Source organism: Gracilimonas amylolytica (assembly GCF_002911695.1).
Classification (GTDB): domain Bacteria; phylum Bacteroidota; class Rhodothermia; order Balneolales; family Balneolaceae; genus Gracilimonas; species Gracilimonas amylolytica.
This window is the reverse complement of record NZ_PQBS01000035.1, coordinates 271,503-288,857: the sequence shown is the minus strand read 5'-3', so window position 1 is coordinate 288,857 and position 17,355 is coordinate 271,503. Positions and strand designations below refer to the sequence as shown.

Annotated in this window: 13 protein-coding genes; 4 read left to right on the top strand and 9 right to left on the bottom strand. The window is 45.1% G+C overall.

Features of this window, described 5'->3' with window-relative positions; translation table 11 throughout:
- Window positions 1–66 precede the first annotated feature (66 nt).
- The 4 genes from C3B73_RS09290 to C3B73_RS09275 all read left to right on the top strand — a co-directional run bounded on the left by C3B73_RS09290 (window position 67) and on the right by C3B73_RS09275 (window position 4,358).
- Window positions 67–1,758, top strand: coding sequence for a hypothetical protein (locus C3B73_RS09290; RefSeq protein WP_157939466.1), 1,692 nt, complete (start codon window positions 67–69; stop codon window positions 1,756–1,758).
- A gap of 10 nt (window positions 1,759–1,768) precedes the next feature.
- Window positions 1,769–3,319: an acyl-CoA carboxylase subunit beta gene (locus C3B73_RS09285; RefSeq protein WP_103665322.1), complete on the top strand. Its 1,551-nt coding sequence runs from the start codon at window positions 1,769–1,771 to the stop codon at window positions 3,317–3,319.
- Between the two features lie 533 nt (window positions 3,320–3,852).
- Window positions 3,853–4,095, top strand: a complete 243-nt coding sequence (locus C3B73_RS09280; protein WP_103665321.1) for a type II toxin-antitoxin system Phd/YefM family antitoxin — start codon at window positions 3,853–3,855, stop codon at window positions 4,093–4,095.
- Window positions 4,092–4,358 (top strand): Txe/YoeB family addiction module toxin, encoded by a 267-nt coding sequence (locus C3B73_RS09275; protein WP_103665320.1) that lies wholly within the window; start codon window positions 4,092–4,094, stop codon window positions 4,356–4,358. Before C3B73_RS09280 ends, C3B73_RS09275 begins: the two co-directional genes overlap by 4 nt.
- A 45-nt stretch (window positions 4,359–4,403) precedes the next feature.
- Here C3B73_RS09275 and C3B73_RS09270 read toward each other — a convergent pair whose 3' ends face one another.
- The 9 genes from C3B73_RS09270 to porV form a co-directional block, all read right to left on the bottom strand.
- The gene (locus C3B73_RS09270; RefSeq protein ID WP_103665319.1) at window positions 4,404–5,195 is read right to left on the bottom strand and encodes a purine-nucleoside phosphorylase; all 792 of its coding nucleotides are present in this window, start codon (window positions 5,193–5,195) and stop codon (window positions 4,404–4,406) included.
- On the bottom strand, window positions 5,182–5,982 hold the full coding sequence (locus C3B73_RS09265) for an MBL fold metallo-hydrolase (RefSeq protein WP_103665318.1): 801 nt from the start codon (window positions 5,980–5,982) through the stop codon (window positions 5,182–5,184). The genes C3B73_RS09270 and C3B73_RS09265 overlap by 14 nt, the downstream gene beginning before the upstream one ends.
- A gap of 47 nt (window positions 5,983–6,029) precedes the next feature.
- Entirely contained in the window at window positions 6,030–6,977 is a 948-nt protein-coding gene (locus C3B73_RS09260) for a PhoH family protein (protein ID WP_103665317.1), read from the bottom strand.
- A gap of 157 nt (window positions 6,978–7,134) precedes the next feature.
- Window positions 7,135–7,803 carry a ribulose-phosphate 3-epimerase gene (gene rpe, locus C3B73_RS09255; protein WP_103665316.1) on the bottom strand — a complete coding sequence of 223 codons (669 nt, stop codon included), beginning with the start codon at window positions 7,801–7,803 and terminating at the stop codon, window positions 7,135–7,137.
- Between the two features lie 5 nt (window positions 7,804–7,808).
- On the bottom strand, window positions 7,809–8,657 hold the full coding sequence (locus C3B73_RS09250; RefSeq protein ID WP_103665315.1) for a PASTA domain-containing protein: 849 nt from the start codon (window positions 8,655–8,657) through the stop codon (window positions 7,809–7,811).
- Window positions 8,658–8,680: 23 nt separating this feature from the next.
- On the bottom strand, window positions 8,681–9,607 hold the full coding sequence (locus C3B73_RS09245; RefSeq protein WP_103665314.1) for a DUF5683 domain-containing protein: 927 nt from the start codon (window positions 9,605–9,607) through the stop codon (window positions 8,681–8,683).
- 29 nt (window positions 9,608–9,636) lie between these two features.
- A complete protein-coding gene (locus tag C3B73_RS09240) occupies window positions 9,637–12,999 on the bottom strand; it encodes a hypothetical protein (protein ID WP_232803120.1) in 3,363 nt (1,120 codons plus the stop codon).
- Entirely contained in the window at window positions 12,996–16,178 is a 3,183-nt protein-coding gene (locus C3B73_RS09235; protein WP_157939465.1) for a T9SS-dependent M6-like inactivated metalloprotease, read from the bottom strand. The genes C3B73_RS09240 and C3B73_RS09235 overlap by 4 nt, the downstream gene beginning before the upstream one ends.
- A 24-nt stretch (window positions 16,179–16,202) precedes the next feature.
- Entirely contained in the window at window positions 16,203–17,339 is a 1,137-nt protein-coding gene (gene porV / locus C3B73_RS09230; RefSeq protein WP_103665311.1) for a type IX secretion system outer membrane channel protein PorV, read from the bottom strand.
- Between the last annotated feature and the right edge of the window lie 16 nt (window positions 17,340–17,355).

Genomic DNA, 17,355 nt, shown 5'->3' with positions numbered 1-17,355 from the left:
ACTAAATCCTTAATTGTATTGCGACTCGGTAGGCTTTATTTTCAGTTTTAAGTTATATTTTGGGATATGCACGAATCGGTAGAACATATTATTGATAAACTGATGGGGGCGGTGAAAGCCGATAAACCCTATTATGTGCTCAAAGACCTGTTGGCTGCGGGTTTCCCATCTTTTATTGTTGAAAGAATTCGTATCGAGATCAATGAAAAGATCAAAAAAGAATACGAACTGAAAGAATCTGATTGGGTTGATACGGAAGAGATCCTGGTGGAAGATGCTTTCAATGATCTGCGGCATGCCCTGTTTGCAAACTCAAGGATCCCGAAGGATAAGCTTTACAAGCTGACCGGAGAGGTGATCACGGATATTGTTAAGGTATATCTGGAACCGCGTCACCACATGGCCGACTACATCTACAAAGGCGATGATGAACTTTCATTCAGGGAATTGATTGACCGCACAGAAAAGCTGACGATCTACAAACACTTTGGTCGTGCGATCCCGTTGTACATGCAAAAACGCGGTTTGCAAACCCTGGAAAAGAAACGTTGTAAACTGCTCATTCATAACCTGGATGCCAATCTGGTGGCCTCCTACACGGCCAAAGAGTGGGCACAGGTATTGGAGTTATTGTTCACGCTGTTTGGCGGTCAGATCGATGCCAAGCTGATACAGCTGTTTTTTGAAGACAAAGGGCTGTACCTGACGGCAAAGGCATTTAACGAACTGGATGAAGAGATTACCAAAGAGCGTTTTACTGAGATCCTATCCTATCCCGATCTGCTGGACGTCAAGTTGCAGGAGAAATTCCGGGATCAATTCCGGGAAGAACTGATCGCCCAAAAAAACCGATTCGATCAGCCCGACGAAGAAGAGATGGAGCAGATCGACGAAAAAGAGCAACGATTGCTGGACAGCTTTTTCGGGGATTATACCAGTGATGACCGGCAACTGACCGATCAGGAATCCTTTAACGAACTATTTAAGACCGAACAATCTGATAAATCTATATTCGAGGAATTCGAGGAAACTCCGGATGCTGAAAAGATCTCGAAATCCATCAAGGAAGGAAAATCATCCGATGAGATCCAAAAATTCCGTAAGAATCTGGTAACCGTTCTTGATCAGGCCGCTCATTCTTTCAAAAATCTATCCAGGGAAGAGGGGGAGGACGATGACGAATATGAAGAAGGCGAGGAAGACTCCCTCAATGATCTTATAGATGCCCCTGAAGAGTTACCCGAGCCTGTAGAAAATGAAAGTGAAGATCCGGAAATAGAAGAGGAAGAAGATACCTCAGGATCTGAAGTTTCAGATGATGAGGACGAACTGATCGATGAAAATGATGAAGCTGAAGCCGGTGACGGTGATGAACCGATGTGGAGACAATTCCTGAGACCTGACCAAATGGACGTATTGATGGGTGGGGGAAAAAATGAAGCAGAGGAAGAACTGCTGATCGATGAGGATACGCTCTTTGAAGAATCCTCTGATGATGGTTCTGATGAGTCCATTCCCGAGTTATCGGATTATATGATCGGTCAGGAAAAGCTATTCATAAAGAAAGTATTTGGGGGGAAAAAGAAAAAATATCACGACGCCCTCAGTTCCATTCAGGAGCTTGAAAGCTGGAATGAAGCAAGTGATTTTCTTCAGGAAGAAGTATTCAGAAAATATAATGTGGAAATGCTTTCAGATCCGGTGGTAGATTTTACAGATAAACTTCAATCCTATTTTGACGAATTCAAAAATCAATAATTAAATATTTATGGCATCCAACCCAAAAGTAGAACGACTCCAGAAATTAAGAGAAGAAGCATTAAAGGGTGGAGGTGAAGCCCGGATCAAAAAACAACATGATAAGGGAAAGCTCACAGCCCGCGAGCGTATCGACCTGTTGGTTGACAAAGGTTCATTCGAAGAGATCGACAAGTTTGTAACTCACCGCAGCTCAGCATTTGGGCTCGACAAGCAACAGTTTTTGGGTGATGGTGTTGTGACCGGAATGGGTAAGATCCATGGCAAGCCGGTCTATGTGTTCAGTCAGGATTTTACGGTTTTTGGAGGTTCACTTTCAGAGACCCATGCCGAAAAGATCTGTAAGATCATGGATCTGGCACTTAAAAACGGTGTTCCGATCATTGGTTTGAATGATTCAGGCGGTGCAAGAATTCAGGAAGGCGTTTCCTCATTGGGGGGCTATGCCGAAGTGTTCTGGAGAAATAGTATGGCATCGGGTGTGGTGCCTCAAATATCTGCGGTGATGGGTCCTTGCGCAGGCGGAGCGGTGTATAGTCCCGCTTTAACCGATTTTATCTTCATGGTAGAAAATACCAGTTACATGTTTGTAACCGGACCAAATGTGGTGAAAACCGTGACACACGAAGAAGTGACCTCAGAGGAACTGGGTGGAGCGTCCACGCACAGCACCAAATCAGGTGTGTCTCACTTTTCAAGTCCCAACGATGCCGTGTGTATTAACGACATTCGTGAGCTCATGAAGTATGTGCCTCAGAATTGTGAGGAAAAAGTGCCTATGATCGAATCCAAAGATCCGGATTCATCCAAAGCGAAAGCCCTTGATGAACTGGTGCCGTTGAATCCAAATAAACCCTATGATATCCATGATGTGATCAATGGGATTATGGATAAAGGGTCATTTTATGAGGTGCACAAAGATTATGCTGATAACATCGTGGTAGGTTTTGCCCGCCTGGGTGGACGCAGTGTTGGGGTGGTAGCCAATCAGCCGCTTTCTCTGGCCGGTGTTCTCGATATCGATGCCTCTCTGAAAGGGGCTCGTTTTGTGCGTTTTTGTGATGCATTCAATATTCCGCTGGTTGTATTTGAGGACGTGCCGGGCTTCTTGCCGGGAACCGATCAGGAGTGGAACGGTATCATCAAGCATGGTGCTAAGCTGTTATATGCATTCTGTGAGGCCACGGTGCCTAAAATGACGGTGATCACCCGTAAGGCTTACGGTGGTGCTTATGACGTGATGAACTCCAAACATATCCGGGCCGATTACAACGTGGCCTGGCCAACTGCCGAGATCGCTGTAATGGGAACCAAGGGAGCCGTTGAGATCATATTCCGTAAAGAGATCGCCAATGCTGATGACCCGGAAGCCAAGCAAAAGGAACTGGAAGATCAGTACAGTGAAAACTTTGCGCATCCATACCTTGCAGCCGGACGTGGTTTCATTGACGATGTCATTCTGCCATCCGAAACCCGCGACAAGCTGATCAAACAGCTTGAAGTGTGTGAAAACAAAGTGGATTCTGTGCCTAAGAAAAAGCACGACAACCTGCCGCTTTAGAACACCCACTCAACGCGAGATATTTTATACAGATGATGGTATCGGGAATACAATACTGAATATTCCCGATACCCTGTCATCTTGCTCTTCCCTAACTGCCCAAGCAATGGGTTTGTCTTTTGATACGAATTTTTTGCACCTTCCTTCATTCTGTGAATTCGGATGTTTTACGAACATCTTAGAGGCCTAACTTTTCGGGTAACATCCCACATTTTTTATGTACAAATAGATGAATCAGTACATCAACTTGTTTATTGGGATTTTGTTTGTATCTATCTCAGCAATTCTTCTTTTCCAGTTTTATAAGCTAAAAGGAGAGGGGTATGACAGAAATAGCCCTACGTATTTGATGGCTGTAGTTTTTTCGGGTTTGGGCTATACTTTACTGGTATTCGGTATAATAAATATCATATTATTTTTTGGCACAGTCCATTAAACGCTGGGGCGTTCTATCATCTCACCTAAAAGACTTGATAATATGTACGGAATGGCGTACGTTTATCAAAGAGTTAATTGAACAAAGTTATAGACTCATGAAAACACTAACAGCCACCCAGGCACGAAAAGATATCTATCGTTTGCTCGATGAAGCATCTGATACTCACGAGCCAATTCAAATTACGGGAAAACGCTCGAATGCCGTTTTGATCAGCGAAGATGATTGGCGGTCGATTCAGGAAACACTTTACCTGACTTCTATTCCTGGAATGCAAGAGTCTATTGTTGAAGGAATGAATACGCCTCTTGAAGAAACCGATGAAGAACTTGACTGGTGAGTACTTATAAACTTGTTTATACCAAACAAGCAAAAAAGGATGCCAAGAAAGCAGCTTCATCAGGCTTAAGATCAAAGATCGAAGATCTGCTGGAGATCATTGAAGAAAATCCTTTTGAGGAATATCCTCCCTATGAAAAATTGGTTGGTAATTTGGAAGGGGCTTATTCACGGAGAATTAATATCCAGCATCGCTTAGTGTATCAAGTCTACGAGAAAAAGAAAGTCGTAAAAGTAATTAGGATGTGGACACATTACGACTAGTATGGTAGCCTGCCACTAAATCTCGAAATGTTTGGTCCTACACTCCTAAAAATCCCGGATCAATCCTTTCACAAGCGAAGCGAATACTTCTTTCTTTTGGTCGGCGGCTTCTTTGACCTCATCGTGATCCAGTTTTTGGTTCACAACGCCCGCTGCGGCATTGGTAATAAGTGATATGGCTGCAGCTTTGACGCCAAGCTTGCCGGCTTCGGCCAGCTCCGGCGCGGTACTCATGCCAACGGCGTCTCCACCCATGTACCTGAATGCCCTTATCTCAGCTTTGGATTCATAACTGGGTCCTTTGGCAAACAGGTAGGTTCCCATCTGTGTGTCTATGCCCAGTCCGGTAGCGATCTCTTTGACCCGGGCAGCACTTTGTTCCAGGTCATACCGCCAGTTGTGGTCGGCCGGTTCAGAGATCATAAAGAATTGCTTGATGATACTGTCAATGATCATAAGATCCCCAACCTTGAAGCGTAAATTGATGCCACCGGCTGCATTGGAAATGATAAGTTTATCCACTTCAAAAGCTTTGGAAAGCTGCACCGGAAGGACGGTTTTGGCAAACGTATGCCCTTCGTAGTGATGGAATCTTCCCGAAAACGCCAGTACCGTTCGGCCTTCAATAGTTCCGAAGATCAGCGAACCTGAATGCCCTTCAACCGTTGAGACCGGAAAGGAGGGAATATCACCATAGGGGATGACAACCGGGTCTTCGATATGATCCCCAAAACTTCCCAGGCCTGAGCCAAGAATAACAGCGGCATCGATCTTGGCCGGAAGCCCTACTTCGGTAAGGTGTTCCTTGATTTCAGTAATATGTTCAGGCAGACTCATTGAGCTCGATGTTTTCGGTGGAATATCCGGTCTTATCATCAAAAGACGTCAGTTTATACATTGGATGCTTGTCTTCATGATAAGACATTATCACAAAACCTTCATCCAGGGCCAGTTTGGTGAGTTCTTCCCGGCGCTGTTGACTCACTTTGGGCTCAAAATCATATTTGGCCGCATACTTTCGGTTTACGGCACCCTTGGTTCCGATCACATCACCGGCCTGAAGGTATTTGTGCTCGCCGTCATCAAAAAGCAGTACCTGATGAAATTCAGTATGCCCGCCGATCTTTCTGACTTTGATCTCCGGGTAGGGCTGATCTTCTTCCTTCAGAAAATGCAGGTCTGCTTTGGCATCCAGGAAGGAGATGAACTCTGTCTTTTCTTCATCATAATACTCTTCTTTCTCTGTCACTTTCTTCCAGCCTTTTTCTGAAACCCAGATCTTTGCTTCGGGAAAGGTCAGTTCCCAATACCCATTTTCACGATGAGCCAATCCGCCTATGTGGTCATAATGAAGGTGACTCACAAAGATGTCCGTGATATCAAATTCTGTAAGGCCAAGCGCCTCAAGATTCTGCCGAACTATTTCGGGACCGGTATCTTCCCCGAACTCCCCAATGCCACAATCAAACAGGTAGTTTCTTTCAGGGGTGTGAATTAAAAATGGATTCAGAGATAACTTGAGAGCTCCTTTTGCCGGAGGATCATCCCGATCGATCCTTACAAATTTCTTATCAAGTCCGACGGAAAATGTCCCCTCATAAAGGGGGGTCGCGTAGGTTTTCATATCAACTAAACTAAATTTCTTTTGGTGAGGTTTGTTGGAAAAGTCGGTTATTTATCCTTCTTCTTGTCCTTGTCCTCAAATTTCTCATACGCTTTGATGATATCCCGCACGAGCTTATGGCGTACCACATCTTCTTCTCCCAGGTACACAAAATCGATGCCATCAATGTCCTGCAGGATCTTCTGAATTGAGATCAGACCGGAATGCTGACGACGGGGAAGATCCGTTTGAGTGATATCACCCGTGATAATAGCCCGGCTGTTAAACCCGATACGGGTCAGGAACATCTTCATTTGTGTATTGGTGGCATTCTGTGCCTCATCCAGGATCACAAAAGCATTGTTCAGGGTTCTTCCTCTCATGTAGGCCAGCGGAGCGATCTCGATCACATTTTTGGTGAGATTTAGATCCAAACGATCCCGATCGATCATGTCCTCAAGGGCATCATATAAAGGCCGAAGGTAGGGATCGATCTTTTCTTTCAGGTCACCCGGAAGGAAACCAAGGTTTTCACCGGCTTCTACAGCAGGCCGTGCAAGGATGATCTTCCGTACCTTTCGGTTCTTCAAAGCCCGGACAGCCAGTGCCACAGATGTGTATGTCTTTCCGGTACCGGCAGGTCCAATGGCGAATACAATATCATTTTTAGAAGTCGACTCCACGATCTGTCGCTGTCCCGGTGTTTTAGCGGAAATAGCTTCACCGTTATGCGTGTGAATGATCGTATCGCCCGTATCATCAAGGTCTCTGTATTCAGGTCGGTTTGCTGTGCTTTCTCCGGATTTCAGGTTGACCAGTGTGTTTACATCACCTTCAGCAACTTTACTTTTGCGGTCCAGGAGTTCCAGCATGCCTTCAATAACCTGAGTTGCTGTTTCAACTTCTTCAGCAGGTCCGGTTAATTTCAAGCGATTGCCGCGTGCATTGAACTTGGTTTCCGGGAATGCTTTATCTAAGGCAATGAGATTGTGGTCGTGCAATCCAAACAGAGCCATGGGGTCGGCTCCCTGTAATTCTATGACTTTATCGATAAGAGTTCTGTCGTCTTTTATGGCTTCAAAATTAAATTATTGGAGAAACCATAAGATAAGGATTTAACAGAAGAAATGAGATGGCCGGAATGATATCGAAATGTGATGATTTGGCCGTTTATTATTGAATTTTTTCAGTTAACTCCTGCACACGGGCGGTGATATCTTCTGCACTGAACACACTACTGCCTGCCACAAGGATATCGGCACCGGCTTTGGCTACTTTTTCAATATTTTTAAGATTCACTCCGCCATCTACCTGAATAAGAAAACCAAGATCTTTACTGTCTCTGAGGGCCGCCAGTTCCGAAAGTCGTTTGTAGCTCGACTCAATAAAGCTTTGCCCGCCAAAGCCCGGATTTACGCTCATGATCAATACCAGGTCAACATCTGCAAGAATAGGTTCAATAGAGCTGACAGGCGTGGCAGGATTAATGACCACTCCGGCCATCAAGCCATATTTCTTGATATTCTGAATGGACCGGTGGAGGTGGGGGCAAGTTTCGTAGTGAACAGAGATAAGGTCAGCTCCGGCTTCCACAAAATTTTCGACGTATTGATCCGGATTCTCGATCATCAAATGAACATCAAAAAATGCTTCAGGCGCTGCTTTCTTTGCCGCCTTCACAATACCGGGTCCATAGCTGATGTTGGGCACAAAATGCCCGTCCATAATATCACAATGGATCCATGAGGTTCCACCTTTCAATGCATCCTGAATATTTTCGCCCAGTTTAGTAAAGTCTGCTGCAAGGATAGAGGGTGCAAGGATCGGTAGTTCGAAGTTCATTTAACTTAGTTATTTGGATTAGATGGATTATTTAAAGAATCTGGTGGTGTGCTTGAGGACGTTCCGGTAGAATCGATAATGACGGCTCCGCCTTCACTTTCTTCTTCCACTTCAAATCGTTCTGAAATGGTAAGGTCCAGGGTTTCACCTTCCCTGAGTTGTTCCTGCTTAGGGCTAAAATCGAGTACAGTGTTTGGGAGGACATCACGGGTTGGCCTGAATTGAACTTCCCCCACATTTAAACCGGCTTCTCTTAATTTAACTTGTGCTTCAGAAAGACTTAATCCCACTATTTCAGGCAAGGTAACCATGCGGTCGCCCAGGCCATCACTGATCACGAGATCCACAACTGTCCCTTTTTCAACCGTGGCCCCGGCCGGGACAGATTGCCTCAATACCACATTCTTGAACCGGTTAGATTCGTAGGTCCGGCTTCCAACTTTAAGTCCGTAGTTCTGCAACTGTATCTCAGCGTTGCGGAGTGAGAAGTCGACTACTTTTGGAACCTGAACCTGTGGTTTTACTTCTGTATTTACGGTAAGATAGATCTTGCGGTTTGGCTTCACAATGATAGAGGCTTCCGGATTCTGATCGATCACATAATCGGCTGGGTAAGCGGCATTCGCACGGCGTTCAGCCACTTCAAAGCGAAGTCCATAGTCCGTTAACAATGTCTCAGCTTCTTCGAGAGAAACTTTGGTAACATCAGGTACTGTGATCCCTTCATTGTAATTTGTGTAAGAGGGAAGGATCCATTTATCGGCTATGAATATTGAGGCCGCTACAAACAGAACCAAACCAAAGATGCTGATATAGAAGTACTTATTTGTGAGAATAGTTTTTAGCATGTCCATAAAATACGGGAACTATTGGCAGGTTAAAAGTGCCAGGTTACTGAAAATTGTTCAAGCCGTAACAAGTTGGTGTTCGTTTCAATACGGCTGTTTGTTAACTGAACAGTGAAAAAGGCATCGAATGCCGACACCACATGATTTACCACGATCAGTTTCAGTATGTTCCCTGCAACGCGATAGTTCTCATTAAATTCTGCTGCGCGATCCCTTCCCTCATAAAAGAGCGAGAAAGGTTCATCGGTTCCATTCCAGAAATAACGGTACATGTCAACGGTCTGGGTGGGTGAAGTTGTTACCTGATCATACCAATCGCGCCAGCCGGGCTGAAACTGATAGTATTTACTGATCAATTCGTAATATTGCTGAGAGCCGTATGCCGGCAATAGGTGGGAAAAATTACTACCCACGCGGTCTTTAAAAATAAAGGGAGTGGAGGCTTCCACATTATGCAGTACGTTAAGAGGAACCTGATCCCAGTCTTCTCTGGTATCACTCCAGTTTGGGGTGTTTCCAGGGAGCTGTGCCTCTAACGATTGCCAGTTATTATCGAGTCCATGGATCTGTGAATAATTGACCAGCCATTCCGCATAGGCGACCACACTCCAGTTTTGATGGGTGAATTGCTCATAGGCCCGTTCCTGATCCCTGGCTCTGGCGTTCCGGTTCAAATGGTAGATCAAGCCAACGACCTCAACGGTAAAATAAACACCTGCTCTGACCCATTTCTTATTGGCAGCTTGTCCGGCACCGGGAATGATGGCCGAGGCCAGAAAGGCTGCTCCGGGATTAGTTTTAGGAAGATCGAGTAGGGAATTGGAACTCACGAACGACCTTTCTGATAAGGGTAACTCTTTTTCTGCTTTAATTTCCGTTGTTGGTTCTTTGAAGATCCCATTGGTGAAATTAGCTGTTTGTTGTGCCTTAACCGTTGTGGGGATCATTAAAAACATAGCACATGATATGTGGAGTAAAAGCGATCTCATAGCAGTTCAAAATCAAACGTTAAGCCGAAGTGAAAAAGAAGTTCCCTTCCATAGGTAACCTGATTTGAACCCGAGTTGGTAATGAAATCATCCGGAAGGGAAAGGGTAAACTGATCGAGCCCATAGGAACCACTGACAAAGAACTTGAGCGGAAAGAGGTAATAGCCATTCATCGCGATCCGCAGTTCAGCGCCCAGGCCGGATTTCAACTTTTGTCCGGTATCGAAGGGACTCTTCCATCCGTTTCCGGTCTCAAAGAAAAAGCGGGCGAATATTTTGTCGATCATGAAGGGCCCTTTTTGGGTATGAATACCCCGCCATAGTGGTGCAAACCACGACAGGGAACTGAAAGCCGTGGTGCTGCCGCCTAAAGCAAAATAAGGGTAGCTGCGCATGCCCATGAACCCGCCGATATAATCTGCATAAAATGAGTCATCCGGATCATTGAAATAGTGAAACCCTCTCACTCTGGCTTGGAAGGCCTGATCCCCAATCGTTTTAAATCCGTACCTGAGATGTAACTCTGTGGAGTGATTCTGTTGTTCGTTAAAAACGGGAGACAGCGTTCCGTCTTCGATCTCATACTCCTCAAGCAACTTTGAGGGTTGATACTGATATCTCAAATACCCTTTCAACCCAAGTGGGGCAATATCAGCATCGTTAGAATACAGGTAGTAATCGAAAGTGTAAGAAGCTGACAAAGTGGTTCCTTTAAAATACTCGGATGAACTTCCGCTCACTTGTTGCTGAAGTTCGCGGGAGTAAAATCCCTCAGTGGAAACCCTATACGGACTGTAAGAAACACCCAATTCAAGCATGCTTCGGCGATTGAGTTTACTTCTAAAAAAAATACCGGCTTCCCAGATATTATAGGCAATATCGGTATAGGTGGTGTCGGGCAGGCAGGAGGTACATGGAAATTCCTCAATAGACAGTCCGTCAGATACATTACGCCGCATATTGTAAACTTCAATGGCAACCGTTGGCGACCAGCTTTTTTCTATGAATGGAAGTCCCCGGTGTTCGGCGATCAAAAAGGCATCCCGGTCTAAACCAAATAATCGGTCGGGACGAAAGAATCCCCCAATGCTTTCAGCCGGTTGTGAGGCAGGTCCAACCATCAATCCACCAAAAATACTAAGCCGGTCGATCACATCTCTGGAGGAAAAATAGGTGCCCACCTTGGCATCTCTGAGTAAATTTTGCCCGACCTTTCCGACATATCCATTCTTTATGAGTGAGCCGTTACTGCCATATTCCTTGGAGTAGTTATCAAACCGAAGAACCGGAAAGAAACTAAAACCGGTGTAGGTGTTTTCATATTCACTGAACGTTCTCTCTTCGGTATCAGAAAGGTCTGTGAGAGTGAAAGTGTGACTTCCTGTATCAGCCATGGCCATTGCTCGGGTATCAAAGGGTCTTACATCAGAGTCGTTGAACTGATTGAGCTTTTGTATATAGGGATCCGGCATTTCGTAATCAGTCTCTTCTTCCGGATAGGGAAGATAGTATGAACCACTTTGATCATGTTGCAGTAGTTGTTTGAGATCAGCCGATCTGACCTGATATCCATTATCAGAGTATTCTGAAAAATACAGAGTGCCATCGTTACTGACTGAAGGCATAAAGGCTCCTCCGGTAACTGATGTCAGTTTTTGAAGATCCCGGCCATCCAAAGCACTTCTGTAAATGTTATGGATACCATCTGTGTTGGCTGAAAAGTAAAGGTATCTGCCCTCAGGACCGATGTGTGGATCCCTGAAATCGATATATTCATCTTCCAGAACCGGTACGGTTTCGGTTGTCTGAAGATCAATTTTGTAGATGTTTCTGTTACCGAGATCTGAACCGGCAAAATATATGGTGCTATCGTTGGGCGTCCAGGTTGGGGTAGAAACCGTCTCACCGGATCTAAAGTTGGTGATCTGTGTAATAGAGTCGGGGTGATCAGGGTAAAGTAATACCAGGTTTTGGGTTCCCCCTTTATTTTGAACAGCTGCAATGTGTTGACCATCATGACTCCAGGTAGGGAATTGTACACGGGCACTGTTCGTCAGCCGTTTCGATTGTTTGGTATCAAGGTCGTAGATGAACACGTCCCGGTAAAACTCACCCAGTGCATTCCGTTTGTTGGCTGCATATGCGATCTTCTTACCGGTTGGATCATACGAAATAGAGCTTTCAAGGAATAAAAGCCGGTTCTCCAGAAAACTCAGGTGCGACCGATCTGCATCACCCGCAAGTTCACTCACAAGAGCAATTTCTGTCCCCATATCGTCCTCATTTTTGATATACAGCGAGAGTATGCCGCTATCAAACCCCTTATTGGAGAGGTAAGCAACAGATCCATTAGCCGGGGATGGTTGAGGATAGAAATTGAAAAATCCGTGTTCCTCAATAATATCTGAAGGAGAGGGGGTGATCTCCTTAACCGCTTTCTCATAAAAGGTTTCCAGCTCATTGATCCATTTGGTATAGAGTTCATGGCCGGGAACACCGGTAGCGATCTCCATCGCCGTCGAGATATCGTAAACGCCTTTTTCTCCAAGCGCTTCCGTGATGTCACGCAGTATATCCTCCCCAAATGTATCAGCCAGATATATTACAAAAGCATAGCCCATATTATAAACCGTCTCCCGCTCCAGGCTGTTCTTGGAAGAAAAGGTACCCATTTCATCTAAGGTAAAAGGTGTACCGGTAAGAACACGTGAACGGAGGATCATGTCGCGATGGCTATCCCATGTATCGTAGAAAAGGCCATTGGTTTGATATTGAGCAGTTCCCTCTGCAAACCAGGCAGGCACATTGACCGTGGCAAATGGGTAGGTGATCAGTCCGTTTGGGAAACCGTACAATACATCGGGCCGTCGTACATCTTCATATGACAGCCACTGAAAATAAAAAGCAGGGATCTTTCTGGATCGCTTCATGCCTTTCTGAATCTGAACAATGTGTACAAACTCATGAGTGATCACATTACGAAGCCAGTTGTGAGTACCCCTGAGTGGAGAATCTAAAGCGGGTAACCAAATATCGATCTTGTTATCAAAGAAGTAAGCGGCTCCATTCGAATAGTCTTCGCGGTCCTTTAAAACTATGCTGACCTTTTCATCCGGTTCATGCCGGTACAGTTCTGTTAATGGGGTATATACTTCTTCAGCAATGCGCGAGACCACTTTTGCCGATCTACTATTCCCTTCCTGAAAATGCACGAGAAAATGGTCACTTTCCACGGTGTACCACTTAAGATGATTTTGAGGGTAATCGTATAGCCTGACATCGGTTTGAGCCCGTGCAAACTGTGCCGTTGCCATCAATAGGCAGGCTGTGATCCATATGTGAATTTTCAGTGATCTCAATGCACGATCCCGATCTTATAGGTCTTTGTGTCGGTTTTACCATTAACGGTCGCTTTGACCCTGGCAATATAACCACCGCTATTCCAATTGCCGGTATTGATCTCAATGTCTTCAGGGAATCCACCCGGTGAAGAAAAGGAGTTTTTATATATGACCTGACCTGCTGTAGTTATGATCGTGATCTCAATCGTGCCACCCGGAGGGGCGATCTGAAAACGCAGGTTTGTGAAGTCATCAGCCGGGTTCGGCCAGTTATAGGTTTCAGAATGGTTCAATACGCCAAACGAATTATCATTTTGATCTCCGTTATCCTGTAAGGTTACAGCATGCTGGTTGAAAATGAAATTACCGTACCTGGAGCCCCATTCTGTGCTATCAAGGTTCTTAAGTTTCCAGGACCTGAGGGTACCATCGTGTGAAATGCCAAAGATCTCATCGTTGTAAATAACCGGATGTATTGGGTGTAGTTCAGCACCAAGTGAAGCTCCCACATACAACGGAAAGCCTTCCACCAGGTCACCTTGTGAATTGTAGGCAAACAAGTTGATGGAGGTCTCATTTTGTCCGGTGACGATGAATATCTCTTCGTTTGAATTTGCGTTGGTCACAACGAGGAGAGTGCCAATAAACTTAACGCCTTCGGGAGCAGAGATCGGGGTGTTAGGTTCAATGCCGCCTAAACGGTTCAACCCAATGAGTTGGTTTTTCTGTCGGTCAACGAAAAAGAAACGGGTATTCTCTATAATTGCCGGCCACTCGATGTTGGAAGTCTCGTAAAGGTTTATAAAAGGATCGGTGGCATTTGGATCTATCAGGGAAAAGGAGTCGTCTTGAAATAAAGTAAACAGGACCTGATCATCGATCTGAATGGAACCGGTTTGTTCACGATAAGAATCGGGATCAAGTTGGATATTTATGGTTGATTCATTGGAAATGGTCAGCTCAGAATTAGTGATCTCAGAGTAAATGCCGTTGATGATAGATGAACGCTGAAACGGTTGGCTTTGAAGATTTTGCAAGCTCCCATCATTTAAATTGATTCCTGTGGTTGTATGTTCAGCATGCAAAAGTTGATCGGATTGAGAGCTCAAAAAACCCTTGTTTGCAGGTATTGTTGCTGTCCAGGTAGTATCAAATGTGTTGGTGGTTCCATTCCATGAATGTGCTGACACATTGATGTTTTGGGAGTTTATTTCAGGTTTCTCTCCTAAAATGAGTTGCTCTCCAATATAGGGTTGTTGAACCGGTACATCGGTCAGTTGATGAATGTTTTGATCCGGATCAGAAAGCTGAACGGAATATGTGCCTGATCTTGTGGGGACAACGAGAAAAGTATCATCCTGAGCTTCATAAAATGAAAGAGAAAGCGGAAAGTAGGTGTAGTAAGGATCGCTTGCGGTGAAGTAGTCTGTATCCGGATCCAGTTGCAGGTTCAATCCTGAAGTATATATGTCAGCATATGGCTCAGCCTTTCTAATGCTGAAGGTTGAAACAGGCAGGTTGTCTGAGAAATCATAGAGTTCGAAAAATGAGGGTGAACCGGAGTTGCTGTTATTATTGGGTTCAGTTTCAGGTCCGAACCGGTTTTCATAAAGGGTTATTTCTGAGCCGGTTTCAAGGATCACACGGTAATCATTACCTGACCACCAGAAATCGAAGGCGGTCCCAAAGCTTGCGTTGTTATTCAGGGCTCCGGGAATTTCAAAGCCGATATCCTGTGCTCCATCGGCTTCCTCAAGATCTATTCCTCTGAAATTGGGGTCAGCATTCACGGTTCCTGTTCTTAAATTCTCGCTGATCACCCGTTCATCTATATGCCAGATTAGTATTCCACCATTGAGGTACCGGCCGTTTTGGGAATTACCGGTGTCCAGATCTCCTTCACGGCCACCGGGCAAACTAAAATCGAAATTGGAGACATCGACCACAACCCCTGCTTCCAGTAATTGGTCGAAATTCTCTTGCTGAAAGACAAAATTCTCATCGTCATTGGAGAAGGTCTGTTGAACAAGGTCACCCGCCGGGGTTTGAATGGTGAGTGTAACTCCCTCTCCCTGCAGATCCCGATGCCGGTTCTCAATTAAAAAATACTCAGATCCGGATAAGGATACACGGGCGATACTGTTCCGATCATTTAATGCGGCTGCCGGCAGTTCTATGGGATTATCAGAGTCTGAATCCACTTCAAATGGGGTTTGCCACCCTAAGTAAGTTTTCTCCCATGCAGAGGGCTCGGGTGGGAAGAGTCCGTTATAGGAGAAGAACCCGGCTCCATCCATAAGACCAAATCGTCCGATGCCGGGTTCACCCGTTTCCGTATTAAACAGATCCGGCAGCCCGAGGTGATTGGCAATGGAGGCTACCAAGAGTCCATTGATCGATAGAGGCAAGACAAATTCGTTATCCTGAATATCGAGTCCGCGCCGACTTTCGGTTCTTGGGATGATCATTGAATTGGTTACCCTAAAGGTTCCGTTGTTTACAGGAAAGCCATTAAATGTAACTTCATTCAACAGGTTTCCAAGGTCATCCTTGCGAAGATAAATAGATGGAATATCGTATGGGGTGATATCCAGATTGGTTCCGGTTAGTTCAATATCGCGTCCTACCCCTGCGTGAAAGATGACGAAGGCGGTATTATCGGGGTCCAATCCTGAAACATTGAAATCGGGACCGTTTTCGACTTCATTCCAGGCATCCCGGGTTAAAGCCGCTAATTTTTCGAGCGTAAAGGTCTCTCCGGTCGGAGAATACTCAGACATTTGTTTTGGGAGTCGATAGATATCAGGTAATACCTGATAGTTGATGGTAAGCTGCCCGTCAGAAGTTTTTTCAAAATAGTTCTTGGCGAACTCAAGGTGTGCCACAAAATAGGTTCGATCGTGAGGCAAAGGCTCGATGCGAACGTCTTCAGCCCGTGATAAGTAAGGAAGGCCATCGCTACCATCAGGACCAAAGATCCCTGTGCCGGTGGTAAGCCGGTCGTCATCAGGTTGAAATTCAACCATGATGGCTACGATATTAAGGGTTCCTGTTGCATCAAGGGGTCGCAGGTCAGGGGTAGAGGAGTATTGGGCAGATATCGCATGGCTACGCTTAACAGGCGTATTCTGTGCCTGAAGGCTGGTAGCATATCCATAAAAAACAAAGAGCATGCTAAAATATAACATGCTCTTCATGAGATACCTTAATGGGTGCATGGATTAAAAATCGATGAGTAAACTAAATCGTAAGGTATTTGCAAGGGGGTGATCTGTTTCAAGTGTTTTGATATAACTGAAATCAACCCCAAGAATATTATACCGGATACCGGCTCCAAAAGTAATATACTCTCTGTCACCGTTTTGCGGATCTTCAAAATAATAACCGCCGCGTAGTGCAAACTGATCAGCATACCAATACTCAAGACCGGCACCGATCATGAATTGTTGCATCAAGCCAACTTCCACTAATTCATTACCATCAAGGCGCGTGTAGCTGCCCCATGAGTTGAATAAGGCCTTGATAGGGCCGGAAGCAACACTGGTGGTATCACCATTGCTGGTTTCAAGTTCAGTTCTGGCCATGATCTTGGAAATATCATTTGCAAAGGTAATTCGGTTGATGCCTTCGTCATCAAGATCGAGGTCAAAGGCCCATCCAAATCTCAGCAGGGTTGGCAGGGGATCTTTCTGTGCATTATCGGTGTACTGAATTCCCGGCCCCAGGTTCGATAAGTTAGTACCGAAGCTGAATTTAGCTTCGCGTCCACCAACAAGGAATGGATCTGTTTTATACATCAGGGCAAGGTCTAAGGCCACGCTGCTTCCCGGATTAACTTTCTGTGCACTGATGGAAGTTCCACTGGCCAAACTTGAGTAGATCAATCTAAGGCTGGTACCACCGGCAAAATTATCGGTGAATTTATACCCATAGGAAGCACCAAAGGCGATCTCATAACTGTTGAATCTGGAGATCGGCTCTGGACCGGTTTCGTCAGTTACAACCTGTTCACCCATATTCAGATAAGTCAGGTGGGTTCCTATGTTTCCAATGCCCGGGATATGGAATTTACCCACTACATTGTCGTAAAAAAGATCACTTACGTTGAAATTAGCCAGCCAGTTGGAGTGAGTAATACTTGCCTGATTATAATCTTCCTGAAAAGCTAAACCGGCCGGGTTCCAGAAAAATGCGGATGCATTGTCAGCGATGGCAACACCGGTATTACCCATACCCGCAGCCCTTGAATCCGGTTCGATCTGTAAGAATGGTACGGCGGTTATAGCAACCTGTGCCTGTGTAATGACCGGAATGGATAAAAATAATCCGGTAAAGAGTAATGATAATATCTTTTTCATAGGGATAAATTTTAAA